This window comes from Micromonospora sp. CA-248212, assembly GCF_050948405.1.
GTDB lineage: Bacteria > Actinomycetota > Actinomycetes > Mycobacteriales > Micromonosporaceae > Micromonospora.
In genome coordinates, this window is record NZ_CP192023.1 from 188,586 (window position 1) to 210,566 (window position 21,981).

Below are 21,981 nucleotides of genomic sequence, written 5' to 3' on the forward strand. Positions count from 1 at the left end.
GGGTTATGGCGAACGGCCGCCCGGTTTTCCGGGCGGCCGTTCGCGGTGCGCTGTGGGTAGTGCTGTTGTTAGTCGTCCAGCCAGTCGAGCCGGCGGCCGCCTCGCTCGGTGGGCGGGGGACTGTCCGGACGGGCCCGGCCACCCTGCTGCTGCTGGCCGTAACCGCCCTGGTCGTAGCCCCGGTCGTCGTAGCCGCCGCGTTGCTGCGGGGGCTCCTGGCCGTAGCCGCCCTGGTCGTACCCGCCGCCAGTCTGGCCGTAGCCGCCCTGGTCGTAGCCCCGGTCGTCGTAGCCGCCGCGTTGCTGCGGGGGCTCCTGGCCGTAGCCGCCCTGGTCGTACCCGCCACCGGTCTGGCCGTAGCCGCCCTGGTCGTACGCGTTGGTCTGCTGGCCGTAGCCGCCCGTCGGCTCCGCCCCACGACCGCCGCCGTACGGGGCGGTCGGGTCGGGCTGGCCGTAGCCCTGGCCCTGCTCCGGCTGGTACACGCCGGTGGCGTACGGGTCGGCCGGCGCCGGGTACTGGGTGCTGTCGCCGGTGTACCGGCCGGTCGGCTCGTCGAAGCGCTCGCCGTAGCCGCCGGCTGCCCCACCGGCGGGAGCCGGCGGGTAGCCGCCCGCGCCGGCCGGCGCGGTGTAGTCACGGCTGCCGTAGCCGCTACCCGAGGAGGGCGCGCCGCCGTAGCCACCATCCGGGGCCGCCGCGCCGCCGTAGCCACCATCCGGGGCCGCCGCGCCGCCGTAGCCCGCGCCGGAGCCGGGTGCGGCGCCGTAGCCATCCGCGCCACCGCCGTAGCCGCCGTCCGGCGTTGCCCCGGTGCCGTAGCCGCCACCCGAGGCGGGGGCGTTGCCGTAGCCGCCGTAGCCGCCCTGGCCGGGCTCGTCGTCGTAGCCGGTCCCGCCCCAGCCCTGCTGGCCCGCCGCGCCGTAGGGCTGCGCTGGCGCGCCGTACGGGTCTGGCGGGACGTCGTCGACGACCGGGCGGTGCATCATGGTCGGCGCCTCGCTCAGCGCCGCGCCGCCGACCATGGTCGGGTCGGGCGCGCCACCGGGGCGGTTGACCACCCGGGTCTGGTCGTCGGCCCCGCGGAAGGCCCCACGGGCCGCCGGCACCGCGCCGCCGGCACCGGCAGCGCCGGCCGCCGCCGGCTCGTCATCGTCGTCGCCGCTCTCGCGGCGCTTCATCCACAGCAGGACGATCGTGCCGACGCCGGCCGCGACGAGCAGGCCGCCGAGCAGGATGATCAGGTACGAGCCGAAGCCGCCGCCGTCGTCCTCCTTGCTGGCGTTCGCCGGGGCGCCCGGGCTGGCCTCCTCGGAGGGTTGGTCCTCGGCACCCTCCTCGGTCGCCTCGTCGGTGGGGGTGGCGTCGGCGGTGGGCGACGGGGTGGCGCTCGGCGTCACCTCGACCTTGATCTCCAAGGTGATCCGCTGGCCGGTGATGGTCTGCCCGGCGTTCGCGGTGAAGCTCTTGAACGCCTTGATGTTCTCGGAGGACGCACCGAGGTCGATCCGACCGGGAGTGATCGGGCTCTGACTGCTGCCCGTGAACTTGAAGTTGCCACTGCCGTCGGCGACGGCGTCGTAGCGGTGACCGGCGGTGTCCTGGAGGAGGACGAACGCGTTCGGCACCGGCTCGCCGTCGGCCTTCTTGACCACCTTGCCGGAGACCGACTTCACCGTCTGGTTCTGCTGCGGCGGGGGCGGCGATGCGGCCTTGCCCTTAACGGTCAGGGAGACGTTGGCGGTGTCCGGGCCCGATGCGGCCTCCACCGCGACCGTGATGTTCGTGGTCGCATCGCCGGCGTTGTCGTTGGCCGCGATCCGGACCAGCACCGACCCCTTCGGGCCGCCCAGGCCGCCGCCGGAGAGTTTGACGTCGCCACAACCACTGGCGCAGCTGACGCCGGAGGGCAGCCCGGAGAGGCTGACCTTCGCGGATTCGTCATTGTCACCGCCAGTGATGCGCACGGTGATCGTGGCGTCGCTGCCGGCGTTCACGGTGACCGAGCCGGGGGAGACCTCAACGTCTGCGGCCATTGCTGGTGTGGCGGGGACGGCGAGCAGAGCGCCGGCAACCAGCGCTGCGACCACACCGGCCCGCTGCTTCCAGGCACGTCGGTGTGTTGACACGTCCACCGCCTTCCGGGCTGACGTCCCTCGACCGGCGGGGCGCCGGGCCGGGGATCATCACGGTACGAATACGCCGTCGGCCACTATGCCTTGTCTCACTGGATCGGCGCGACCCAGGGCCAACGTCAGGTGCTCCACCTGTGGGTCGTATCGTCCCGTCGTGTCCTCTCCGCACAGTAAGTCCGCCGCCGTCGTGGCGGCTCTGTCGGCGCTTGACGAGGGGCGTACGCCCGAACGGCCGGTACTCCGGGAGGCGGTCCGGTCCTTGTTGGCCGTCCTCACGGAGCGCGCCCCCGGCCGATCGGTGGAGGTGCGCGTTCCACCATACGGTGCGATCCAGTGCGTCCCCGGTCCTCGACACACCAGAGGAAACCCGCCGAACGTGGTCGAGATGTCGCCGCAGACCTGGTTGGAGCTCGCCACCGGTCGGCTCGGGTGGGCCGACGCGGTCACCGATGGACGTGTTCAGGTGAGCGGCATTCGGGCGGACATCTCGGCCTATCTGCCCCTCTAGCTGCGCCGATGTCCGAGTGATCGTGACTCTCGGCAGGGAAATCGTGACTATCTGTATTGACGCTGACTCGCGTACACTGTCAGGCGACGAGAGTGGTCCCGGCCGAGAAGTGTGGATCCGACCCGTGATCCCCGCCAGGCCGGTCCAGACCAGCATGAGGGAGCGGTAGTGCCCCGAGGCGACGGCCGGCTGAGCCACGACCTTGACCCCCAACGACCTGGCCCCCAGGATGCCTGCGGCGTCTTCGGCGTGTGGGCCCCCGGCGAAGAGGTCGCGAATCTGACCTACTTCGGCCTCTACGCCCTGCAGCACCGCGGCCAGGAGGCGGCGGGCATCGCGGTCAGCGACGGCTCGGGCGTGGTGGTCTACAAGGATCTCGGCCTGGTGGCCCAGGTCTTCGACGAGCCCACCCTGGCCAGCCTGCGCGGCCACCTGGCGATCGGGCACGCCCGATACTCCACGACCGGCGCGTCCAACTGGGAGAACGCCCAGCCGACCATCCGGTCGACCGATTCCGGCACGACCATCGCGCTGGCCCACAACGGCAACCTGGTCAACACCGCCGAGTTGGAGAAGGAGGTCGCCGAGCGCGGCCTGGTCGCGGACGGCTCGACCAACGACACCTCGCTGGTGACCATGCTGCTGGCCAGCCGCCCCGACCTGTCGGTCGAGGCCGCCGCGCTCGAGGTGCTGCCGCAGCTACGTGGGGCGTTCAGCTTCGTCTTCATGGACGAGTCGACGCTGTACGCGGCCCGCGACCCGCACGGCGTACGCCCGCTGGTGCTCGGCCGGCTGGAGCGTGGCTGGGTGGTCGCGAGCGAGACCGCCGCGCTGGACATCGTCGGCGCGAGCGTGGTGCGCGAGATCGAGCCCGGCGAACTGATCGCGATCGACGAGGAGGGGCTGCGGTCCACCCGCTTCGCCGCGCCCGAGCCGAAGGGCTGCCTCTTCGAGTACGTCTACATCGCCCGCCCCGACGCGACCATCGCCGGGCGGAACGTGCACGCGGCGCGGGTGCAGATCGGCCGCCAGTTGGCCAAGGAGCATCCGGTCGAGGCCGACCTGGTCATCCCGGTGCCCGAGTCCGGCACCCCGGCCGCGATCGGGTACGCGGAGGCGTCCGGTATCACCTACGGCGCGGGCCTCATGAAGAACCCGTACGTGGGGCGGACCTTCATCCAGCCGTCGCAGACCCTGCGTCAGCTCGGCATCCGACTCAAGCTCAACCCCCTGCGGCAGAACGTGCGTGGCAAGCGGCTGGTGGTCGTGGACGACTCGATCGTGCGCGGCAACACGCAGCGGGCCATCGTCCGGATGTTGCGCGAGGCGGGGGCGCTCGAGGTGCACGTCCGGATCTCCTCCCCGCCGGTGAGTTGGCCGTGTTTCTACGGCATCGACTTCGCCACCCGGGCGGAGCTGCTGGCCAACGGGTTGGACAACGACGGCATCCGGCGTTCCATCGGCGCCGACACGCTGGGTTACGTATCGCTTCCCGGCCTGATCGCCGCGACCGAGCAGCCGAAGACCCGGCTGTGTCGGGCGTGTTTCGATGGGGAGTACCCGATCGAGCTGCCGGCCGGCAACCTGATCGGCAAGCATGTGCTCGAAGGGATGGGCCGCCGGGTCGCCAACGCGACGCCGGAGGCCCCGGAGAGCTTCGGCTCGCTCGTCGCCACTCCGGGTGGCGTGACCGCAAACCGCCCGTAGCACCAACCGGCGCGGCCCGGCCACCGCCGGCGCGGCACCGAGAACCACAAAAGGGGAGAACCGTGACGCACGTGTCCGAGCGCAGCGGCGCAGGAAGCAGCCCGAACGGCGCTGGCAGCGACCACCAGCCGTGGACGGGCGGTGCCGGCCGCCAGCGGGGCAAGCGTTCCGTCTCGTACGCCGACGCCGGGGTCTCCATCGACGCGGGCGACCGCGCGGTCGAGCTGCTGAAGTCGAAGGTGCGCGAGACCCGGCGCCCCGAGGTGCTGGGTGACCTCGGCGGCTTCGCCGGCCTGTTCCGCCTGGACACGAAGAAGTACAAGAACCCCATCCTGGCGTCCTCGACCGACGGTGTGGGCACCAAGCTGGTCATCGCCCAGCAGATGGACATCCACGACACGGTCGGCATCGACCTGGTCGCGATGGTCGTCGACGACCTGGTCGCCTGCGGCGCGGAGCCGCTGTTCCTGCTCGACTACATCGCCACCGGCGAGGTCGTTCCGGACAAGGTGGCCGAGATCGGCGCGGGCATCGCCGACGGCTGCCGGTACGCGGGCTGCGCGCTGCTGGGCGGCGAGACCGCCGAGCACCCCGGTGTGCTGCGCCCGGACGAGTACGACATCTCCGCGACCGGCGTCGGTGTGGTCGAGGAGGCCGACATCCTCAGCCCGGAGCGCGTCGAGGTGGGTGACGTCGTCATCGCCATGCGCTCCTCCGGCCTGCACTCCAACGGCTACTCGCTGGTCCGGCACGTGCTGCTCGGCGCCGCCCGGATGCGACTGGACATCGTGATCGACGACTTCGGCCGGCAGCGGACCCTCGGTGAGGAGCTGCTGACCCCCACCAAGATCTACGCCAAGGACTGCCTCAAGCTGATCGAGGAGGCCGAGGTGCGGGCGCTGTCGCACATCACCGGCGGTGGCATCCCGGGCAACCTGGTGCGGGTGCTTCCCGAGCACGTCGACGCGGTGGTCAACCGGTCCACCTGGAAGCCGCAGCCCATCTTCGACCTGATCCAGTCGAAGGGCCGGATCGACGACCAGGACATGGAGTCGACGTTCAACATGGGCGTCGGCATGTTCGCGATCGTCTCGGCCGAGGACGCCGATCGCGCCCTGGCCACGCTGACCGGTCGTGGGGTCGAGGCCTGGCAGGCGGGCGAGATCATCGAGGGCACCGGCAACGTGCAGATGGTGGGTCAGCACACCCGCGGCTGATCACGCTCCGGTTACCGTACGGGCACCTGATCAGGGCTTCACCCGAGTGGCCGGCGCCGCCTAGCCTGAAAGGCTCGGGCTGGGCGGAGGAGGGTGATGGCTGCTGGGGAACCGACGTTCAGCGGGATGCGCGGGCTGGCCGCCGTCCCGTCGTACGTCGTCATGCAGCCCACCACGCTGTGCAACCTCGACTGCGCGTACTGCTACCTGCCGTTCCGGTCCGCCGACCGGCGGATGTCGGTGCCGGTGGCCGAGGCGGTGGCGGCGGCGGTCAACCCGTGGGCGGCCTCCGGGCGCTTCTCCGTCGTGTGGCACGGCGGCGAGCCGCTGGCGGCCGGTCGGGAGCACCTGGCCGCCCTGATCGCGCCCTTCGGGCCCGAGGTCGAACACCACGTGCAGACGAACGCCACGTTGATCGACGACGAGTGGTGCGAGTTCTTCGCCCGGCACGAGATGCGGGTCAGCGTGAGCGTGGACGGGCCGCGTGAGCGCAACGGCGACCGGGTCAACCGTGGCGGTCAGCCGGCGTACGACCGGATCCTGCGTGGTGTGGCCGCGCTGCGCCGGCACGACCTGCCCTTCTCCGCGCTGGCCGTGGTGTCCCGGCCGACGCCGGGCCTCGCCGCGGAGCTGTACGACTACTTCCTCGATCTGGGCTGCGACGTGCTGGGCATCAACATCGAGGAGACCGAAGGGGTCAACACCCGCGACAACAGCCACGACCCGGCGGCGGTGACCACGTTCTGGGCCGAACTGGTGGCGGCCTGGCGGCGGGCGCCCCGGATCCACCTGCGCGAGGTCGAGTGGTCGCTGCGGTACGCGGCGGCGGTCCTCGACCGCACGGCGGACGGTGTGCTGCCCCGCCGGCTGGATCCGATACCCACCATCGGGCACGACGGCTCGGTGACGGTGCTCTCCCCGGAGTTGGCCGGCTTCACCGACCCGCGCTACGGCGACTTCAGCAGTGGGAACGTGCTGACCACTCCGCTGGCCCGGATCCTGGCCGGTGCCGCGTCGACCTCGTGGGTCGGCGAGTTCCTGACGGGGGTGGAAGCGTGTCGGGTGTCGTGCCCGTATTTCGGCTTCTGTGGTGGCGGTCACGCTGCCAACCGTTACTTCGAGCTGGGGCGTTTTGACGGTACGGAGACCGAGCACTGCCGCAACAGCAAGATCCGCCTATTGGAGGGAGTGTTGGAGCATGCCCGAGATCACCAGTCACCGGCGGCCTGAACGCGAAGCGGACGATGCCCCGGACGACGTCACCGAGCGCGTGCGGGAGGCCGCCCCCGGGCTTGTCGCGCTGTTGCAGGAGGCCGCGGACGCACGGCGGCTACGGGCCGAGGTGGCGGGCGGAGACGGCGTCAGCGCGGTCTGCGCGTGGAACCACTTCGAGAACATCCCGACGTTCTACAACTGGAACAACCGGCCGCGCTAGGGCGGCCGTGATCAGGGGCCTGTCGGCCAGACGGGGTAGTCCCCGGCCAGGGCAGGCCCCTGATGATCGGCACCGATCTCGCTCCCGAAGGACACATGCGTGAGCACGCGGGGGTTACCGCGTGCTCAACTACGTCGAGAGGTCAGCGGGTCGGACGGACCCAGGGATCGGGGTCGTCGTCCGCGTGATTCTCATCATCGTCGTCGACGAACTCTTTTGAGTCGTCGTCGAAGTGGTGCTCAGACTTACCAGCACCCGCCAGTTCGCGCTGCAAGGCGGTGAGGTCGGTGTTCGGGGAGTGGTACTTCAACTCCCGGGCCACCTTCGTCTGCTTGGCCTTAGCACGGCCGCGCCCCATGGCTCGACCCCCTCGCACAGAATGCGGGGCAGCCCGAAGGCGGGCCCCGATGACGTCAGGCATCTCTCGTGGCTCTTACGGTACATGGGGATGCCATCGTTCGGCACCTCGGGTTACCGTCAGCCGGCTCTGCGCGTCGCGGCGATCCGGCCGTCACCCAGTGTACCTGGTAAGGAGCGGAACGGAGAGCACCCGTGACACCGGGCAAAACACGCCAAACTTGACCCGGGCCTCAGCCTACCGAGTCGGGCCGGTACAGGAGGCCCGGAGGCGGATCCCGGTCGATCCGCCTCCGGGATGCCTCAACGCAGGTGGATCGTGCGCAGCCGACCGACCTCGGCCATCCGCCGCTCGGCCAGCCGGTCCGCGGCGACCGCGGGCGGCACGCCCTCGTCGTCCGCCAGGCGCAGGATCTCCCGGGTGGTGTCGTAGATCCGGGTGGCCCGCAGCTTCGCCCGGTCGAAGTTGAAGCCCTCGATCTCGTCGGCCACCTGGATCACGCCGCCGGCGTTGACCACGTAGTCCGGCGTGTAGAGGATGCCGCGGTCGGCCAGCAGCTTCTCGATCCCCGGGTGCGCGAGCTGGTTGTTCGCCGCGCCGGTCACCACCTTGGCGCGCAGCGCCGCAACGGTGTCGTCGTTCAGCGCGCCGCCCAGCGCGCAGGGGGCGTACACATCGATGTCCGCGGCGACCAGCGCGCTGGCGTCGTCCACCAGGGTGACCTGCGGGTGGTTGGCGCGTACCCAGGCCAGGGCCTTCGGGTTGACGTCCGTGGCGACCACCTCGGCGCCGTCGTCCAGCAGGTGCCCGGTCAGGTATTTACCGACCTTGCCCAGGCCCGCCACGCCGACCCGGCGACCGTTCAGGCTCGGCGTGCCCCAGACGTGCTCGGCGGCCGCCCGCATGCCCTGGAACACGCCCCAGGCGGTGAGGATCGACGAGTCGCCGGCGCCACCGTGCTCCACGCTGCGGCCGGTCACGTAGCGGGTCTCGCGGGCGATGATGTCCATGTCGGGCACGTAGGTGCCGACGTCGCAGGCGGTGTAGTAGCGGCCCGCCAGCGACTCCACGAAGCGGCCGTACGCGCGCAGCAGCGCCTCGCTCTTGATCTGCTCCGGGTCGCCCCAGATGACGGCCTTGCCGCCGCCCAGGTCCAGGCCGGCGAGCGCGTTCTTGTACGCCATCCCACGGGACAGGTCGAGCACGTCGGCGAGGGCGTCGTCCTCGCTGGCGTACGGGTAGAAGCGGGTGCCGCCGAGCGCGGGCCCCAGCGCGGTGGAGTAGATCCCGATGATCGCCTTGAGGCCGCTCTGCTTGTCCTGGCAGAAGACGACCTGTTCGTGACCGGTCGATACCGGGTCGTCGGTGCTCGCGAATACGCCCATGACTGGCTCCTACGATGGTGTGCGTTCCTTGTGGGACGCGGACCTGGTGGACCCCGGCGGGGATGCTGCCGGTGTGATCGAGCCTAGTATCGGCCGCCGTGCGACCGCCCGACGTGCCGCCGCCGTCCCACGGTGCGGGGCGCGCGGTCCGCACCGCTGGCCGCGCCGGGGTGCGGTTCATGGGAGGATCGCGCGGTGCCGTCGCTCTTCGCTTCTTACCTGCGCGTGTACGAGCCGCTGACCGCCTTCGACCGGGACCGGCAGAGTTACTGGCGTCGCTATGTCTCGGAGGGACGGGCGATCGCCCCGGTCGAGGGACCCGGCCGGCAGCGGACGGCGGTGATCGAGGCGCTGGGCGCGGGCTGGACCCGCCTACCCGACCTGCCCGAGGAGGCGTACGTCCTGGAGACGGACGACAGCCTGCTGGTCTGCCCCTGGAACCTGCGCATCCGGGTCGCTGAGGCGGCGCTCAACGCCCGGGACGGGGTGCCCCCGGTGCTTGCCGACGCCTTCGTGCCGCCGGTGCTCGCCGGGCAGGCCCGAGCGGTCGTCGACGACTGGCGCAGCGGCGCCCGGGTTCTGGAGCACGGGGTGCCCCGGGTGCACGAGCAGATCGCAACCTGGGGCGTACCCCTGCGGTGGTTCGTGCTCTTCGACCCGACCGAGCGGGACCTCGTCACCCAGCCGGGCCGGCGGGCGCTGCGCTACCGGACGGAGATCTCCAAGGCTCGTCGTCGTTCGTCCCGGGCGTTGTCGGTGCTGCGTAAGTCGGTGGGTGAGGCGCCGATCACCGAGGCGGTCCAGGAGGCGGCGCGCTGGCTCGAGGAGTTCCACCCGGGCTCGGTGGTGGAGCTGGACTACGGCGGCCTCGTCGACCTGCTCTCCGATGAGACTCTCGCCGCCGACGACTCGCCGGAGCTGGTCGCCGGTGGCCTCGCGGGCCTGTCGCGGGGGGAGGCGGACGAGGCGTCGGCCGCGTACGACAAGTTGGTGGCCCGCTGGCGCGCGGTGCAGCTCCTGGAGCGGTGCAACTAGGGCAAATCGCCCCTAGGAGCGCTCCCAAAGCGAGGGTGTCTCGTAGTTGACGCATCACGAACCGTGATCATGAGTCCGAATAAGGTACTTTCTGCCGTGTAAAAGTCGTAAAAATCGGGCATGGTTCATCCGTCCGTCTAGGGACCTTCATCCGTTCGGCCCATGTCGGACATCGGGGACTAGCCGGACCATGGGAGACGCGTCGGCCGGCGGGACCCCGGCCGATGTCTATACATGTGGAGGAGTGACCGATGGCATCGCGAACGCACGAACCAGAGCCGCTGCTCACACCGGCCGAGGTGGCGTCGATGTTCCGTGTCGACCCGAAGACGGTGACCCGGTGGGCGAAGGCGGGCAAGCTCAGCGCCATCCGCACCCTGGGTGGCCACCGTCGATACCGCGAGTCGGAGGTCAGGGCGCTGCTACAGGGCCAGATCCCGCAGCAGCGGCAGGGCGACTGACCCGATAGAGGTTTCCGGAAAGGGGCGGTGGATTTCGATCCACCGCCCCTTTTCATGTCCGCTCGGCTCCGACGGTGGCGCGTCAGTCCGTGTCGGGGCCGGTCAACGTCACCCGGATGCCGACCGTGCCGCCCTCACCGCGACGGAACCGGCTGCCCAGCAGGCTCAGCCGACCGATCAGGCGGTACTTGTGCTTGAGCAGGTCGCGAACCCGGCCCGTGTCGCGGCCACCGTAGAGGCTCGCGTGGGCGGGCACCTCCGCGCCGTGCGGCCGGCCCCGCACGTCGCACGGCGCAACAGTCACCTCGCCGTTGTGGCGGATCCGCTTGACCTTCCCCGAGTCGGCGCGGGTCCACACCGCCAACGCGTCGCCGTCGCGGACCGCCCAGACCGGGGTCGGCACCGCCCGGCCGTCCTTGCGGAAGGTCGTGAGCAGGATGTACTTCTCGGCCGACAGTCGGTCCAGGGTGGTCACGCCGCCAGGATAGGCCGCTGCGGGCCACTGAGCGGCCAGATAGCGTGAACGGCGTGACGGGGGAGCCTGGAATTGGTGACGTGGTCGGTGAACTGCTGCGGGACACGCTCGCCGTGGCGACCGGGGTCGGGCCCCGGCCGATGGTCGGCGGTCGGCTGCCCCGGCCGGTCATCGAGATCATCGAGCGGGACGACGGCCTGATCAACGGCGCTCCGGCGGCGCACTACCTCGACGGGCCGGCCGACTGGCAGCCGTACGACCACCGGGCCGTCGACCGGGCCCGGGGCGAGACGCTTGACGTCGGCACCGGGGCCGGCCGGATCGCGCTGCTGCTCCAGGAGCGCGGCGTACCCGTCACCGGCCTCGACACGTCGGCGGGCGCCCTCGACGTGAGCCGACGGCGTGGCGTACGGCGGCTGGTGCACGCAACGGTGGACACGCACGTCGCCGACGGCCGGCGCTACGACACGTTCCTGCTGCTCGGCAACAACCTCGGGCTGTTCGAGGGGCGCGAGCGGGCCCCGGCGTTCCTCGCCGCGCTCGCCGCGCTGGCCCGACCGGGAGCACAGATCATCGCGCACGGCACCAACCCGTACGGCACCCGCGACCCCGTGCACACCGGCTACCACGAGCGCAACCGACGCCGGGGGCGGCTCGGCGGCCAGCTCCGGCTCCGGCTGCGCTACCGGGAACTCGGCACCGAATGGTTCGACTACCTGGTCTGCTCGCCGGACGAGTTCGCCGAGCTGGTGCACGGCAGCGGCTGGCGGTTGATCGATGTGGACGACCGCGACGCCCCCTACTACCTGGCCACCCTGCGCCTCGCCGGCTGAGCGACGGCTCCCGCGCCGCGACGGACGCGGGAGCCGTCGTACGACTCAGACCTGAACGGTCGGGGGCAGCGGCTCGGGCGGGAGGCCGCCGTCGCCGTCGACGACCTCGTCGGGGGTGCCGTCCTCGTCGAGGTCGACCATGGTGATGTCCACCTTGCCGTCACCGTCGGTGTCGAACTGGAACAGGTCGGCCTTGCCGTCGCCGTCGGTGTCCACCACCCACACGTCGGTCTTGCCGTCGTTGTTGGTGTCGGCGCGCAGCAGGTCGACCCGTTCGTCGCCCCGGGTCTCCACGGTTTCGGAGTCGGTCGTGACGCTCTCCGGTGCCTGGCTCATCTCGATGCGGTCCTTCCCTTGAGTTGACGGGCCGTACGTACCCGATCCCGCGCTCCCCCACGCATCGGCGGGGTACCGGGCTGTCTAGGGTCGCACCATGAGCGAGCGCAGCGGGCCGAGCACCCGGGCCGGCGTGGCGGAGACCCCGCGCGCCCACCGGGACGGACAGGGAGGCGTGATGAACGATCGTTTCGTGGTCGTCGGTGCGGGCACGATGGGGCTCGGCATCGCGTACGTGGCGGCCGGCGCCGGTCACGCCGTCGAGCTGGTCGAGGTGGACGCGGACCGGGGCGCGACCGCGCTGACCCGGCTCGCCGACCTGTGGGAGCGCGCGGTGCAGCGCGGCAGGCTGACCGCCGACGAGGCCGCCGCGTACCGGCAGCGGGTGATCCTGCGGCCGAGCCTCGCCGACGTCGCCCCCGCCCCGGGAGTGGTCGTGGAGGCGGTCCCGGAGCGGCTGGAGCTGAAGCGGGCGGTGCTGCGCGACGCCGCCGCCCTGAACCCGGCCCTGCTCGGCAGCAACACGTCCAGCATCGCCATCGGCGAGCTGGCCGCGGCTCTGGACGCGCCCGAGCGCTTCCTCGGCCTGCACTTCTTCAACCCCGTCTGGGCGATGGCGCTGCTGGAGATCGTGGTCGGCCCGGCCACCGCCGAGGAGACCACCACCGCGGCCGTCGCGCTCGCCGGCCGGCTGGGCAAGGACCCCGTCGTGGTACGCGACATGCCCGGCTTCGCGACCTCCCGCCTCGGGGTCACCCTCGGGCTGGAGGCGATCCGGATGGTCGCCGACCAGGTGGCCAGCCCCGCCGACATCGACAAGGCGATGGTGCTCGGCTACCGGCACCCGATCGGGCCGCTGGAACTCACCGACCTCGTCGGCCTGGACGTGCGCCTCGACATCGCCCGTACCCTCCAGGCCGCGTACGGGGACCGCTTCGCGCCACCGGAGCTGCTGGTGGAGATGGTGGCCGCCGGACGGCTGGGCAAGAAGTCCGGGCACGGCTTCTACCGCTGGGAAGGTGGCGTCAAGCAATGAGTGGTCTGCGGATCGAGGAGCGGTCGGACCGGCTCGTGGTGACGCTGGCCCGACCGGAGAAGCGCAACGCCATCGACGCCGACCTGATCGCCGAGCTGCACGAGGTCTGCGCCGAGTTGGAGGCCCGTCCCCGGCTGCTGCTCCTGACCGGCGGCGCGGAGGGCATCTTCGCCGGTGGCGCCGACATCGGCCAGCTCCGCGAGCGGGGCCGCACGGACGCCCTGGCCGCGATCAACTCGGCGGCCTTCGCGCGGATCAGGGCACTACCCATGCCGAGCGTGGCCGCCGTGGACGGGCCGGCGCTGGGCGGCGGCGCGGAACTGGCGTACGCCTGCGATCTTCGGGTGTGTACGGCCCGGGCGGTGTTCGGCCAGCCGGAGGTGCGGTTGGGCATCCTGGCCGGCGCTGGCGCGACCCACCGACTGCCCGCCCTCATCGGCGAAGGTCGGGCCAAGGAACTGCTGTTCACCGGCCGTCGGGTGGACGCGGCGGAGGCCCTGCGGATCGGTCTGGTGAACCGGGTGGTGGACGAACCCGGCGAGCTGCTGACGACGGCGCACGGGCTGCTGGACGAGATGGCCCAGGCCTCGCCCCTGGCGTTGCGGCTCACGAAACTGGCCGTCGACGCGCCCGCCGCCGCGCACCCGCAGCTCGACCTGGTGAGTCAGGCGGTGCTCTTCGAGGACGAGGAGAAGCACCGCCGCATGACCGAGTTCCTGGAACGCCGCCGGGCCCGCTGACGCGGCAAACGGGAACGGCCGCACCGGCTGTCGAGCCGGTGCGGCCGTACGCGGTCCGCAGGTACTGCTCAGTGCCGGATCTGCACCCCGCTGTCGGCGAGCGCCCGGATCACCTGGGCCGACTCACCGAAGCCGATGATCAGGACGGCGTCCGCACCGAACTGCTTGATCTCCTTCGCGCCGCCGGAGAAGTCCACCGGCGCGGCCTTGGCGTCTGCCGGCGGGTCGTACGTGAGCAGCTTGAGTCGGTCACCGGGAATGCCGGCCTTCTCCAACTCGTCACGGACGGTGGCCTGCAGGCCCTCACCGTAGGAGTCCTTACGGGCGACGATGACGATCTTCTGCGACCCGTCGCGGAGGACCACGTCGGCCAGCGCCCGGCCCTGGAGGCTGTCCGGTGGGGCGGTACGGAAGTAGAGGCCCTTGTCCTCGACGTCGGTCAGGCCGGCGTCGGTGTTCGACGACGAGAAGAGGATCTTCCCGGCCTTGACCACGTCCGGCAGCACCTCGCGGGAGATGCCCGACGCGCCCGCGCCGATGATGATGCTGACCCCGTCCGCCACGTGTTTGGCGACGGTCGCCTTGGCTACCGCCGGGTTGGTGCCGTCGTCGCCGTCCTTCCACGTCACCGGCTTGCCCAGCGCGCCGCCCGCGGCGTTGATCTCCCGGATGGCCAGCGCCGCGCCGGCCGCCATCGGCGGGTACGCGATCGCCAGGTCGCCGGTCTTCGGCAGCAGACCGCCCACGATCAGCGGCTTCTGGTCGTCGGCGTCACCGGGGCGCGGCTTCTTGCCCTTCGGCGGCGTCTTGGTGCTCGCCGCCGACTCGGAGCCCGCGCCGACGAACTCGGTCTTGCCGTCGTTGAGCTGCTGGCCGTCGAAGGTCAGCGTGGCGTAGCTCGCGGTGGCCGGCTCACCCTTGTCGGTGAAGCCGGCGCGGGTCAGCGAGACGCTGCGGTACTCGATGTCCTGCCCGGCCCGGGCCAGCGTGAGGCAGGCGGCCGGGGTCTCGCAGCGCTGTCCGTTGTTGGTCACGCCGACGATCTGCTTGGCGATGGCCGCCGGGTCGGTGCTGCCGGCCAGTTGGGCGGCGAGCACACCGATGACCACCGCGTCGTACGTCTCGGCGGAGTAGAGGTAGTCCGTCAGCGCCGGATTGACGGACCGTAGCCGGCCCTTGAAGTCTTCGGGCAGTGGGGTGAGTGGCGTGGTCCCCTTCATTCCGTCGACGAGGTCGGCGCGTTCCTTCAACTCCGCTGGGTAGGAGTTGAGCATGTTGCCGTCCGTGCCGTAGAGGCGCACCTGTTGGGCGCTCCCCTCCTGGGCCTTGTCATCCCCGCAAGCGCTTGTGGCGAGCAGGATCGTCGCGCAGGCAGCCAGTGTGGCCACCCGCGAGCGGCGTGATACGAGCATGGTCGTCCTTCCTCCGGCGAAGGTCCGCTGCGCACATTAGCGTGCCCGGGCCGGTCGCGGGACCGTGGAGGCGGCGCAATGCGTAGGTAGCTCACTGTGAATACACACAGTGACGGAAGTGCCGTGGCTTGACCCCCCGTCCTACTGTGCGCTGCGTGACGGACCTACCACAGCAGACGTTCGACGACGCGACCGCCGTGCTCCGATCGGCGCTGGCCGGGGACGGGGACGCCGTGACGGGTACGTTCGACGCCGTCGTCGACCGGGCCGGCCTGTCCGGGGCGTACGGGGTCGCCTGGTGCCTGGCCGCGACGATGGTCGGTGACGCGCCGACGAGCACCGGATGCGCGCTGGAGTTCCCGGGCATCGAGCAGGCGGACTACGACACCCGCTGGGTGGCCCGCTTCGTGAGCGCCTACGCCAACCGGGACGTATCGACCGGCGAGGCCCTGTTCGGCGCGGCGGCGGCCGACGGGCTGCTCTCCGACTGCCTGCTCACGCTCGCCGGCTCGACGATCGCCACCCTGCGCAGCCGCGCCGAGTGAACGCGGCACCCGCTTCGGGTGCCGCGTCCGCGCGGGCCGTTCAGAAAGCGTGGTACGCGACCAGCGGCTCGTACTCGTAGCGCAGGTTGTCGAAGCGGACCCGGAAGTTGACCCCGTCCCGGACGTTCGTCGCGACGACGGTCCAGCCGGAGTTGGCCGGCAGGTAGGTCCAGTAGTTGCAGTTGCTGGTCTTGTCGATGAAGATCACGCAGGCTTCGGTGGCGTACGCGCTGGTGTTGCGGACGTTGATGTCGCGGCAGCGGGTTGTGGTGCGGTACGGGCCGGCCTGGCCGCCGTAGCCGCCGGTCTGGAAGAACGAGCGGACCGCGCCGCCGTAGCAGGTGGCGAGCGGCGCGAAGAGGTTCGGCCCCGAGGTGAAATCGGTGGAGTCGGCGCTCGGGGTGGCCGTGGCGGCCTGGGCGGGTGCGCCGGTGGCGAGCAGCGCGGCGGCCGTGGCGACGGCGAGCAGGCGAGCGGTCGGGGATGACATGCAGGCGGCCTCCGAAAACAGTTAACTGACTGTTCGTATTGGACGGACGAGCTGACCGTGACGATGATACTGATCGATTAATCGCGGCGTGGTCCGGGATCGTCGGTCGGGTGTGATAGCTCTGGGGCATGTCCGAGGCCATGCTCAGCAAGGTGCGCAAGCTGCTCGCCCAGGCCGAGGATCCGGCCTGCACTCCCGCCGAGTCGGCGGCGTTCACCGCCAAGGCGACCGAGCTGATCGCCCGCTACGGCGTCGACAGGGCGCTGCTCGCGGTCCGCGACCCGACCAGCGACCCGGTCGGCGACCGCGTGCTCGACATCGTCGCCCCGTACGCGCGGGACAAGGTCGGCCTGCTCGCGGCGGTCGCCGAACCGCTGCGCTGCCGCTGCGTCCGGCGTAAGCAGGGCAACGGCTTCGTCGCCCACCTGTTCGGCTTCGCCAGCGACCTCGAACGCGTGGACCTGCTCTTCACGTCGCTGCTCGTACAGGCCGCACACGGCCTGGCGGCCACGGCGGTGCCGGCGGACGACCATCCGGCCGCCTTCCGGCGCTCCTGGCTCGCGGGCTTCGCGGAGGTGATCGGGGGGCGGCTCTGGGCGGCCGAGTCCGCGGCGGCCAGCGAGTCAGGCGCCCCGTCGATGGCGTTGGTGCTCGCCGACCGCTCCGACCGGGTGCAGCGACGGCTCACCGAGGAGTACCCGCGACTGCGTACCGCCCCGGCTCGTCGCCTCGGCGGCACGGGCTTCGGCTCCGGCGCCGAGGCGGGCAGCCGCGCTCACCTGGGGGGCCATAATCTCGACACCAGCCGGGTCGGTCGACAACTCGGCCACTGACCCCGGCCCGGCGCAGCGCGGCTTGGCGCGGCCGGGCCCGGCGCGGCCCGGCCTGGATCAGCCCGGCTCGGCCTGGATCAGCCCGGCCCGGCGCGGCTCAGGCGGTGTGCGGGCCGCCGCGCGACACCGTGGCGAGATAGCGGGTCAGCAACTCGTGCCAGCCCGCCGTGAGCGCCTTGCGATAGCCCTCGGCCGCCTCGCCGTGCCGGTCGAAGTGCCGGTGCTCCAGCTCGACCCGGGTCCGTTCGGGGCCGTCCGGCAGGAACAGCACCTCGACCTCGCTCGCCTTCGCCGGATCCGGCACCGGCACCCGGTCCGGCCCGAGCTGCCAGGCGAAGACCAGCCGTCGAGGCGGATCCCACGTGAGCACCCGACCCCAGTCGGCCCGGAAGCCGTACGGGCCGATCTCGTAGAGCATTCCGCCGGCCCGGGGCTCCATGCCCAGCTCGGCGAGAGCTTCCGGACCGGACCAGGTGTACTCGGTGACCCACCACTCGGTCAGCTCGTCGGTGAACACGGCGAACGCCCGCTCGGCGGACCCGGGGACGAGGAGACTGCACCGTAAGGAGAAGCGCTCCAGGTCCTGCCGAATGTCGGCCGGATCAGCCATCCCCTGTCCCATAGGCCCGGACCATACCGGCTGATGCCCGGGTGTGCAGCTTCCGCAGTGCCCTTTTCCAGACAGTGGGTTGCCGAGTCGTCACGCACGGGATGGCCCGCCGGAAAGCGGGTAACCGCGCCGGACGGCCCGGACCACCGGGTTCGGCGCACGGGCGGAGCGGGAGAGCATGAGCGAGAACGCGCAGCAGCGACGGCCGGAGCGGGACGCCGACGCCGGAGAGCCGGACGTCCTCCTCGACATCCCGAAGGTCTCGGTCGACTCGATCCGGCTGGCCGTGGACGGGCTGGACGCCGACATCTCGCTGCGTGCCCGGCTGGCCAACCTGCTCCAACTCGACGCGGGCGTACGGGTCCACCTGCACGGCGTCGAACTGGACATCGACGGGGTACACGCCGAGGCGCAGCTACGGGTACGACTGGAGCAGTTGGTGACACTCCTCGGCCGCGCGCTCGACACCATCGACAACAACCCGCAGGTCATCGAATCCCTCGCCCAGGCGGGCGGCGGTGCGCTCGACGACGTCAACCGGAGCGCCCAGCAGGTCGCTGCCGGCGCCACCGAGGTCAGCGCACTGGCACAGCACGCCCGCGTACGCGACGATCTGGCCCGACGAACGGATGCGTCCGGCGGCGACCAGCCACGAGTACGACCCGCCCGCCCGGTGAGTCCGTCGGCCGGTCCGCCCGTCTCGACCCCCGCTCCGGGCCCGTCCGGCGCTCCTACCGGTGGCCGAGGTGACCGGGAGCAGCCCGAGGGCGCTCCGAGCGGTGGTGGACCGTCCGGCGGCGGTCCGGCTGGGGCTGGTCGGGCTGGTGGCGGCCCGGCGGGGCGCGGCGAAAGCGGCCAGGGTGGTCGGGCTGGGGGCGGCCAAGCCGGCGGCGGACCCTCTGGTGGCGGGCCGACCGGTGGTGGTGCCCAGGGCGGCGGCCAGCAAGGTGGTGGTGGTGGCCAGCACGGCGGTGGACAGCAGGGTGCCGGCCAGTACGGCGGCGGACGGCAAGCCGGTGGGCAGCAGGGCGGCGGAGGCGGCGGGCAGGCTGGCGGTGGTGTCGCGGGTGGGGCGCAGGCGGCGGCCCAGAGCGCGGCGCAGCTCGCCGAGCAGGCCGGCGAGAGCCTCCGGCAGGCGGGCCGCAGCGTGTGGGAGGCGATCCAGGGTGGGATCGCCCAGCACCGCCAACAGGGCCGCGACGACCAGTGACCGGGCTGCCGTGCGCCGGCCCGTCCGACGGGGCCTCGGGCGAGAGTTGATCGACTCGACTGCGGGCGATGTGGCGCTCATCGCGTCCAGGCGACGAACCTCTCGTGCAACTCGTTCGCCGGGGTGTCCGGCATCTCCTCGAGCGCGGCGTGCAGCAGCGAACCCATGTACATCGACAGGCCGATCCGGTTGTCGTGCTCCTCGTACGTCTCGGCGAGGCGCATCCGCGCCGAGTCGCACGGCCAGGGCGTGGAAGGGTCACACGTCAGGCAGTCCCAGTCCGGCCGCCGCGGCAGGTGCTCATCTTGCAGGTGGTTCGCGAGCGCCCGGACCGAACGCTGGCCGAGCTCGATACGGACCGCGCGTACGGTGGTCGGCTCCTCGCCCATCACCAGATGCCGCCGGCACGGTGAAGCTGTCCAGGGGTGAGCAGCGGGGACGCGGTCGTCATGAGGGTGGGGCCGGCCCACGTGGGCGGAGCGGGGTACGCGCCGAAGCCGTGCGGGTAGCAGGTGGCCGGGCCGGTCTGGTCGAGCTGCGCGAGCCGGCGTCCGTGCCGGCGGAACGGATTGCGGATCCTCATCGCGGGTTGCCCTCTCTCCTCATCAGGACTGAGGTGGCCGGCCGGCCTCTCTCGGCGCGGCCGCCCCCGTCCTTCCTTGGTCGCGCCGGCTTCCCGGCGTTGGCGGGCGACGTGCCCGTCGACTAACTGGCTTGAGCCAGTAGTGGCTTAAGCCAGTTTGGTGAAGAGGCGAGCATCTGTCAATAGCTGGCTTGAGCCAGTAGCGGTAGCCTGGGATCACCTCGAGGAACGGGTGATCCGATGAGTAATCAGGAAGAACGGCAGCCGCCGAGCCGCCGCATCGCCGAGGAGCTACGGGCCGCGATCATTCGCGGCGATCTCGTAGACGGCGACCAGCTTCCTTCCGAGCGCGAATTGGCGTCCAGGTACGCCACTGCCCGCAACACGGCGCGCGAGGCGTTGGGCATCCTGCAAGCCGAAGGGCTTGCGCAGGCTCAGCACGGCCGAGGCGTCTTCGTACGTCAGCGCCGGCCGCTGGTGCGGATGGGCCGGGACCGGTACTCCCGACGAGCACGGAACGAGACCGGCCTTTCGCCGTTCCGAATCGAGGTCGAGCGACAAGGGCGAGTCCCGCACACGGAGTGCCGGTCAGTCACGACCGTGCAGCCACCGCCTGAGGTTGCCGAGCGACTCGGACTGGACGCCGGTCAAGAGGTCGTCCGGCGCGAGAACTGGTACTTCGCTGACGACGAACCGGTGCAAGTCGCGATCACCTACATCCCCACGGCGGTGGTCGAGGGGTCGCCGCTGGCGAGTGAGAAGAAGCTCGGTCGAGGCAGCATCTACCAGCGGTTCGAGGATCTCGGCTACCCGATCGTGCGTATTCGCGAAGAGGTGAGCTCCCGCATGCCGACGCCCGAAGAAGTGAAGGGCCTGGCGATGCCGCCGGGCGTGCCCGTGATCGAGGTTCTGCACACCAGCACCGACGGCGAGGGACGAGCGTTCGAGGTGACGCGGTTCGTCATGCGAGCCGACGTGAACGGATTGGACTACGAGATGCCCGTTGAAGACTGACCACCAAGGCGTCACCCGGACGGGCATCGCTCGGGTGGCTGCTCTGGCGCTGCTGTGGGGTTCCAGCTTCCTATGGATCAAGCTCGCACTGCGGGGCTTCAACCCGGTGCAGATCGTGTTCGCCCGGCTCTTTCTCGGTTTCGTGATCCTGGTGCCCATCGTCCTGTCCCGGGGGTTGCGCTTCCCGAGCGAGCGACGTGTCTGGGGGCACCTGTTCGTCGCGGCCCTGATCTCCAACGCCGTGCCGTATGTGCTGTTCGGTAGCGGGGAGGAGACGGTCGGATCGAACGTGGCAGGCGTGCTGAACGCGACCACGCCGCTGTGGACGCTGCTCCTAGCCTTCCTCGTCGGCGTCGACCGCGCCGTCACCGTGAGGAAGACCGCGGGGTTTGCCCTCGGGTTCCTTGGCGTAGTGGTCATCTTCTCGCCGTGGGAGTCCGCGGGTGAGATCGCCAGTTGGGGGGGCCTTGCCTGCCTCGCCGCCGCCGCCAGCTACGGACTCGGCTACGTCTACATGGGCAGGTTCCTGGCCGGCCGCGGAATCCCTCCGCTCATGCTGTCGGCGGCCCAGCTCGGCGCAGCCACCGTCCTGCTCGCCCTAGCCTTCCCGTTCGCAGGATTGGACACACCGACATGGCGACTCGACGCCGTCGCAAGCCTGCTCGTCCTCGGCGCACTCGGGACCGGAGCCGCGTACGTCCTGAACTACCGCATCATCGATGACGAAGGCCCGACCGCCGCATCGGTGGTCACCTACCTCTTGCCCATTGTCGCCGTGATCCTCGGTGGGATCTTCCTGCACGAAGCCGTCACCGTCGCGATCGTGGCCGGCATCGCCCTGGTCCTCGCTGGGGTCACCCTCACCCGGAAGCGGTCAGCCGAGAAGCGGTAGCAGCCTGCCTGTGGATGTCTAGTCTCACCACATCGACAATGCCTGTTGGGAGTCGAGCATGAAGGCCATGGCGTCCAGGTCATCCTCGGCGCGGCAGTCATGCCTCCACCGGTAGCGCGCGAGCGTGCGTCCTCTGCGCGGCGCGGAGGGCGGAGAGTTGGCTGTGGAACGAACTGTGGCGATTCTGGTCGAGGTTGAGCGGAAGCACGCACGACTGAATGAGTTCCTCCTCAAGCTTCCACGGCTGATCCGTGGCGCTCCACACGACCTGGGCGTGCTCGGCCATCCAGTCGGTGAGCCGTTTCTCGCCGTCTCGGCCAAAGGTCAGCCGGTTGCCGCTACCGACTCGGCGTAGCCCGATCTCAAGCTCGTCGGCGAGGAGCGAGCCGAGGGTCAGGCGTAGCGTCGACCCGGCAGCGTTGCCTCTGTAGTGATAGCGGATGCGACTGCGGATGGTCTGCCTGCTCGGGGGGCGGCCATTGCTCGGCGGTGCCTTCGGTGAGATGCCCACGTAAAGCAGCGTTGCCCCGTCCCGCTGATGGCAGCCAGGGACCGGGACCAGGGGTGGCGGCGATGCGAAATACCAGGCGTAGACGCCAGGTGCCGCCGGTATCGGACAGTTTCGTCCCTGGACATCCTCAGCCCGGTAAAGACGGGAGGGACGGAGTAATGCCTCCTCCGGGACCACTAATACTCCTCGGCACGGGATGCGCGGACGCGGGTTGGCAGGC

The 21,981-nt window shown here is 71.0% G+C and carries 26 protein-coding genes; 15 read left to right on the forward strand and 11 right to left on the reverse strand.

The annotated features are described in order from the left end of the window. Positions 1-68: 68 nt before the first annotated feature. Positions 69-2,129, reverse strand: coding sequence for a carboxypeptidase-like regulatory domain-containing protein (locus tag ACQP03_RS00905; RefSeq protein WP_433459875.1), 2,061 nt, complete (start codon positions 2,127-2,129; stop codon positions 69-71). A 160-nt stretch (positions 2,130-2,289) separates the two neighbouring features. Between ACQP03_RS00905 and ACQP03_RS00910 the strand changes: the two genes are divergently transcribed. From ACQP03_RS00910 to amcA, 5 genes are all read left to right on the forward strand, one after another. Further along, the gene (locus ACQP03_RS00910) at positions 2,290-2,643 is read left to right on the forward strand and encodes a sterol carrier family protein (protein WP_357132134.1); all 354 of its coding nucleotides are present in this window, start codon (positions 2,290-2,292) and stop codon (positions 2,641-2,643) included. A 168-nt stretch (positions 2,644-2,811) separates the two neighbouring features. Then, on the forward strand, positions 2,812-4,350 hold the full coding sequence (gene purF / locus ACQP03_RS00915) for an amidophosphoribosyltransferase (RefSeq protein ID WP_355048409.1): 1,539 nt from the start codon (positions 2,812-2,814) through the stop codon (positions 4,348-4,350). Between the two features lie 62 nt (positions 4,351-4,412). Further along, positions 4,413-5,567 (forward strand): phosphoribosylformylglycinamidine cyclo-ligase, encoded by a 1,155-nt coding sequence (purM, locus tag ACQP03_RS00920; protein ID WP_355048408.1) that lies wholly within the window; start codon positions 4,413-4,415, stop codon positions 5,565-5,567. 126 nt (positions 5,568-5,693) lie between these two features. Further along, entirely contained in the window at positions 5,694-6,797 is a 1,104-nt protein-coding gene (amcB, locus tag ACQP03_RS00925; protein ID WP_433461115.1) for a cyclophane-forming radical SAM peptide maturase AmcB, read from the forward strand. Then, the gene (gene amcA / locus ACQP03_RS00930; protein WP_357132129.1) at positions 6,766-7,002 is read left to right on the forward strand and encodes a multiple cyclophane-containing RiPP AmcA; all 237 of its coding nucleotides are present in this window, start codon (positions 6,766-6,768) and stop codon (positions 7,000-7,002) included. The genes amcB and amcA overlap by 32 nt, the downstream gene beginning before the upstream one ends. Before the next feature lie 142 nt (positions 7,003-7,144). On the opposite strand, the gene ACQP03_RS00935 is transcribed toward amcA, so the two are convergent. Next, positions 7,145-7,360: a DUF3073 domain-containing protein gene (locus ACQP03_RS00935; RefSeq protein ID WP_007454329.1), complete on the reverse strand. Its 216-nt coding sequence runs from the start codon at positions 7,358-7,360 to the stop codon at positions 7,145-7,147. A 302-nt stretch (positions 7,361-7,662) separates the two neighbouring features. Next, positions 7,663-8,745: a Glu/Leu/Phe/Val family dehydrogenase gene (locus ACQP03_RS00940; RefSeq protein ID WP_357132126.1), complete on the reverse strand. Its 1,083-nt coding sequence runs from the start codon at positions 8,743-8,745 to the stop codon at positions 7,663-7,665. Positions 8,746-8,940: 195 nt separating this feature from the next. Here ACQP03_RS00940 and ACQP03_RS00945 point away from each other — a divergent pair, with 195 nt between their 5' ends. Together ACQP03_RS00945 and ACQP03_RS00950 are read left to right on the forward strand one after the other, a co-directional pair. After that, a complete protein-coding gene (locus ACQP03_RS00945; RefSeq protein ID WP_357132123.1) occupies positions 8,941-9,780 on the forward strand; it encodes a hypothetical protein in 840 nt (279 codons plus the stop codon). A gap of 251 nt (positions 9,781-10,031) precedes the next feature. After that, positions 10,032-10,241 carry a BldC family transcriptional regulator gene (locus ACQP03_RS00950; protein ID WP_007073996.1) on the forward strand — a complete coding sequence of 70 codons (210 nt, stop codon included), beginning with the start codon at positions 10,032-10,034 and terminating at the stop codon, positions 10,239-10,241. An 82-nt stretch (positions 10,242-10,323) separates the two neighbouring features. Here the strand turns inward: ACQP03_RS00950 and ACQP03_RS00955 are convergent, their stop codons facing one another. Beyond that, entirely contained in the window at positions 10,324-10,716 is a 393-nt protein-coding gene (locus ACQP03_RS00955; RefSeq protein WP_357132120.1) for a PPOX class F420-dependent oxidoreductase, read from the reverse strand. A 53-nt stretch (positions 10,717-10,769) separates the two neighbouring features. On the opposite strand from ACQP03_RS00955, the gene ACQP03_RS00960 reads away from it, so the two are divergent. Continuing rightward, positions 10,770-11,549: a class I SAM-dependent methyltransferase gene (locus tag ACQP03_RS00960; protein WP_357132117.1), complete on the forward strand. Its 780-nt coding sequence runs from the start codon at positions 10,770-10,772 to the stop codon at positions 11,547-11,549. 45 nt (positions 11,550-11,594) lie between these two features. Here the strand turns inward: ACQP03_RS00960 and ACQP03_RS00965 are convergent, their stop codons facing one another. After that, a complete protein-coding gene (locus ACQP03_RS00965; RefSeq protein ID WP_357132114.1) occupies positions 11,595-11,885 on the reverse strand; it encodes a hypothetical protein in 291 nt (96 codons plus the stop codon). A 178-nt stretch (positions 11,886-12,063) separates the two neighbouring features. On the opposite strand from ACQP03_RS00965, the gene ACQP03_RS00970 reads away from it, so the two are divergent. Then, on the forward strand, positions 12,064-12,921 hold the full coding sequence (locus tag ACQP03_RS00970; RefSeq protein ID WP_357132261.1) for a 3-hydroxyacyl-CoA dehydrogenase family protein: 858 nt from the start codon (positions 12,064-12,066) through the stop codon (positions 12,919-12,921). Continuing rightward, on the forward strand, positions 12,918-13,661 hold the full coding sequence (locus tag ACQP03_RS00975; RefSeq protein WP_357132111.1) for an enoyl-CoA hydratase/isomerase family protein: 744 nt from the start codon (positions 12,918-12,920) through the stop codon (positions 13,659-13,661). Before ACQP03_RS00970 ends, ACQP03_RS00975 begins: the two co-directional genes overlap by 4 nt. Before the next feature lie 68 nt (positions 13,662-13,729). Here the strand turns inward: ACQP03_RS00975 and ACQP03_RS00980 are convergent, their stop codons facing one another. Further along, a complete protein-coding gene (locus ACQP03_RS00980) occupies positions 13,730-15,073 on the reverse strand; it encodes an ABC transporter substrate-binding protein (protein WP_357132108.1) in 1,344 nt (447 codons plus the stop codon). A gap of 155 nt (positions 15,074-15,228) precedes the next feature. On the opposite strand from ACQP03_RS00980, the gene ACQP03_RS00985 reads away from it, so the two are divergent. Next, positions 15,229-15,618: a hypothetical protein gene (locus ACQP03_RS00985; protein ID WP_357132105.1), complete on the forward strand. Its 390-nt coding sequence runs from the start codon at positions 15,229-15,231 to the stop codon at positions 15,616-15,618. 40 nt (positions 15,619-15,658) lie between these two features. Here the strand turns inward: ACQP03_RS00985 and ACQP03_RS00990 are convergent, their stop codons facing one another. Continuing rightward, a complete protein-coding gene (locus tag ACQP03_RS00990) occupies positions 15,659-16,108 on the reverse strand; it encodes a hypothetical protein (RefSeq protein ID WP_357171662.1) in 450 nt (149 codons plus the stop codon). Positions 16,109-16,236: 128 nt separating this feature from the next. Between ACQP03_RS00990 and ACQP03_RS00995 the strand changes: the two genes are divergently transcribed. Beyond that, positions 16,237-16,941 carry a DUF2786 domain-containing protein gene (locus tag ACQP03_RS00995; protein ID WP_357132100.1) on the forward strand — a complete coding sequence of 235 codons (705 nt, stop codon included), beginning with the start codon at positions 16,237-16,239 and terminating at the stop codon, positions 16,939-16,941. 97 nt (positions 16,942-17,038) lie between these two features. Here the strand turns inward: ACQP03_RS00995 and ACQP03_RS01000 are convergent, their stop codons facing one another. Further along, the gene (locus ACQP03_RS01000) at positions 17,039-17,563 is read right to left on the reverse strand and encodes an SRPBCC family protein (protein ID WP_355048395.1); all 525 of its coding nucleotides are present in this window, start codon (positions 17,561-17,563) and stop codon (positions 17,039-17,041) included. 166 nt (positions 17,564-17,729) lie between these two features. Between ACQP03_RS01000 and ACQP03_RS01005 the strand changes: the two genes are divergently transcribed. Continuing rightward, entirely contained in the window at positions 17,730-18,761 is a 1,032-nt protein-coding gene (locus tag ACQP03_RS01005) for a hypothetical protein (protein WP_357132096.1), read from the forward strand. 77 nt (positions 18,762-18,838) lie between these two features. Here the strand turns inward: ACQP03_RS01005 and ACQP03_RS01010 are convergent, their stop codons facing one another. After that, the gene (locus tag ACQP03_RS01010; RefSeq protein ID WP_357132093.1) at positions 18,839-19,150 is read right to left on the reverse strand and encodes a hypothetical protein; all 312 of its coding nucleotides are present in this window, start codon (positions 19,148-19,150) and stop codon (positions 18,839-18,841) included. Then, positions 19,150-19,344, reverse strand: coding sequence for a hypothetical protein (locus ACQP03_RS01015; RefSeq protein ID WP_357132090.1), 195 nt, complete (start codon positions 19,342-19,344; stop codon positions 19,150-19,152). Before ACQP03_RS01015 ends, ACQP03_RS01010 begins: the two co-directional genes overlap by 1 nt. A 240-nt stretch (positions 19,345-19,584) precedes the next feature. Between ACQP03_RS01015 and ACQP03_RS01020 the strand changes: the two genes are divergently transcribed. Beyond that, positions 19,585-20,358: a GntR family transcriptional regulator gene (locus tag ACQP03_RS01020; protein WP_357132087.1), complete on the forward strand. Its 774-nt coding sequence runs from the start codon at positions 19,585-19,587 to the stop codon at positions 20,356-20,358. Beyond that, complete coding sequence (locus ACQP03_RS01025; protein ID WP_357132084.1) at positions 20,348-21,250, forward strand: DMT family transporter; 903 nt, start codon at positions 20,348-20,350, stop codon at positions 21,248-21,250. Before ACQP03_RS01020 ends, ACQP03_RS01025 begins: the two co-directional genes overlap by 11 nt. 97 nt (positions 21,251-21,347) lie before the next feature. Here ACQP03_RS01025 and ACQP03_RS01030 read toward each other — a convergent pair whose 3' ends face one another. Continuing rightward, positions 21,348-21,938, reverse strand: a complete 591-nt coding sequence (locus ACQP03_RS01030; RefSeq protein ID WP_357132081.1) for a GIY-YIG nuclease family protein — start codon at positions 21,936-21,938, stop codon at positions 21,348-21,350. Positions 21,939-21,981 lie beyond the last annotated feature (43 nt).

Coding starts and splice junctions, on each gene's coding strand:
- amcB (WP_433461115.1), top strand. CDS start 5,694: ATGCGCGGGCTGGCCGCCGTCCCGTCGTACGTCGTCATGCAGCCCACC.
- amcA (WP_357132129.1), top strand. CDS start 6,766: ATGCCCGAGATCACCAGTCACCGGCGGCCTGAACGCGAAGCGGACGAT.
- ACQP03_RS00935 (WP_007454329.1), bottom strand. CDS start 7,360: ATGGGGCGCGGCCGTGCTAAGGCCAAGCAGACGAAGGTGGCCCGGGAG.
- ACQP03_RS00940 (WP_357132126.1), bottom strand. CDS start 8,745: ATGGGCGTATTCGCGAGCACCGACGACCCGGTATCGACCGGTCACGAA.
- ACQP03_RS00950 (WP_007073996.1), top strand. CDS start 10,032: ATGGCATCGCGAACGCACGAACCAGAGCCGCTGCTCACACCGGCCGAG.
- ACQP03_RS00965 (WP_357132114.1), bottom strand. CDS start 11,885: ATGAGCCAGGCACCGGAGAGCGTCACGACCGACTCCGAAACCGTGGAG.
- ACQP03_RS00970 (WP_357132261.1), top strand. CDS start 12,064: ATGAACGATCGTTTCGTGGTCGTCGGTGCGGGCACGATGGGGCTCGGC.
- ACQP03_RS00975 (WP_357132111.1), top strand. CDS start 12,918: ATGAGTGGTCTGCGGATCGAGGAGCGGTCGGACCGGCTCGTGGTGACG.
- ACQP03_RS00980 (WP_357132108.1), bottom strand. CDS start 15,073: ATGCTCGTATCACGCCGCTCGCGGGTGGCCACACTGGCTGCCTGCGCG.
- ACQP03_RS00990 (WP_357171662.1), bottom strand. CDS start 16,108: ATGTCATCCCCGACCGCTCGCCTGCTCGCCGTCGCCACGGCCGCCGCG.
- ACQP03_RS00995 (WP_357132100.1), top strand. CDS start 16,237: ATGTCCGAGGCCATGCTCAGCAAGGTGCGCAAGCTGCTCGCCCAGGCC.
- ACQP03_RS01000 (WP_355048395.1), bottom strand. CDS start 17,563: ATGGGACAGGGGATGGCTGATCCGGCCGACATTCGGCAGGACCTGGAG.
- ACQP03_RS01005 (WP_357132096.1), top strand. CDS start 17,730: ATGAGCGAGAACGCGCAGCAGCGACGGCCGGAGCGGGACGCCGACGCC.
- ACQP03_RS01010 (WP_357132093.1), bottom strand. CDS start 19,150: ATGGGCGAGGAGCCGACCACCGTACGCGCGGTCCGTATCGAGCTCGGC.
- ACQP03_RS01015 (WP_357132090.1), bottom strand. CDS start 19,344: ATGAGGATCCGCAATCCGTTCCGCCGGCACGGACGCCGGCTCGCGCAG.
- ACQP03_RS01020 (WP_357132087.1), top strand. CDS start 19,585: ATGAGTAATCAGGAAGAACGGCAGCCGCCGAGCCGCCGCATCGCCGAG.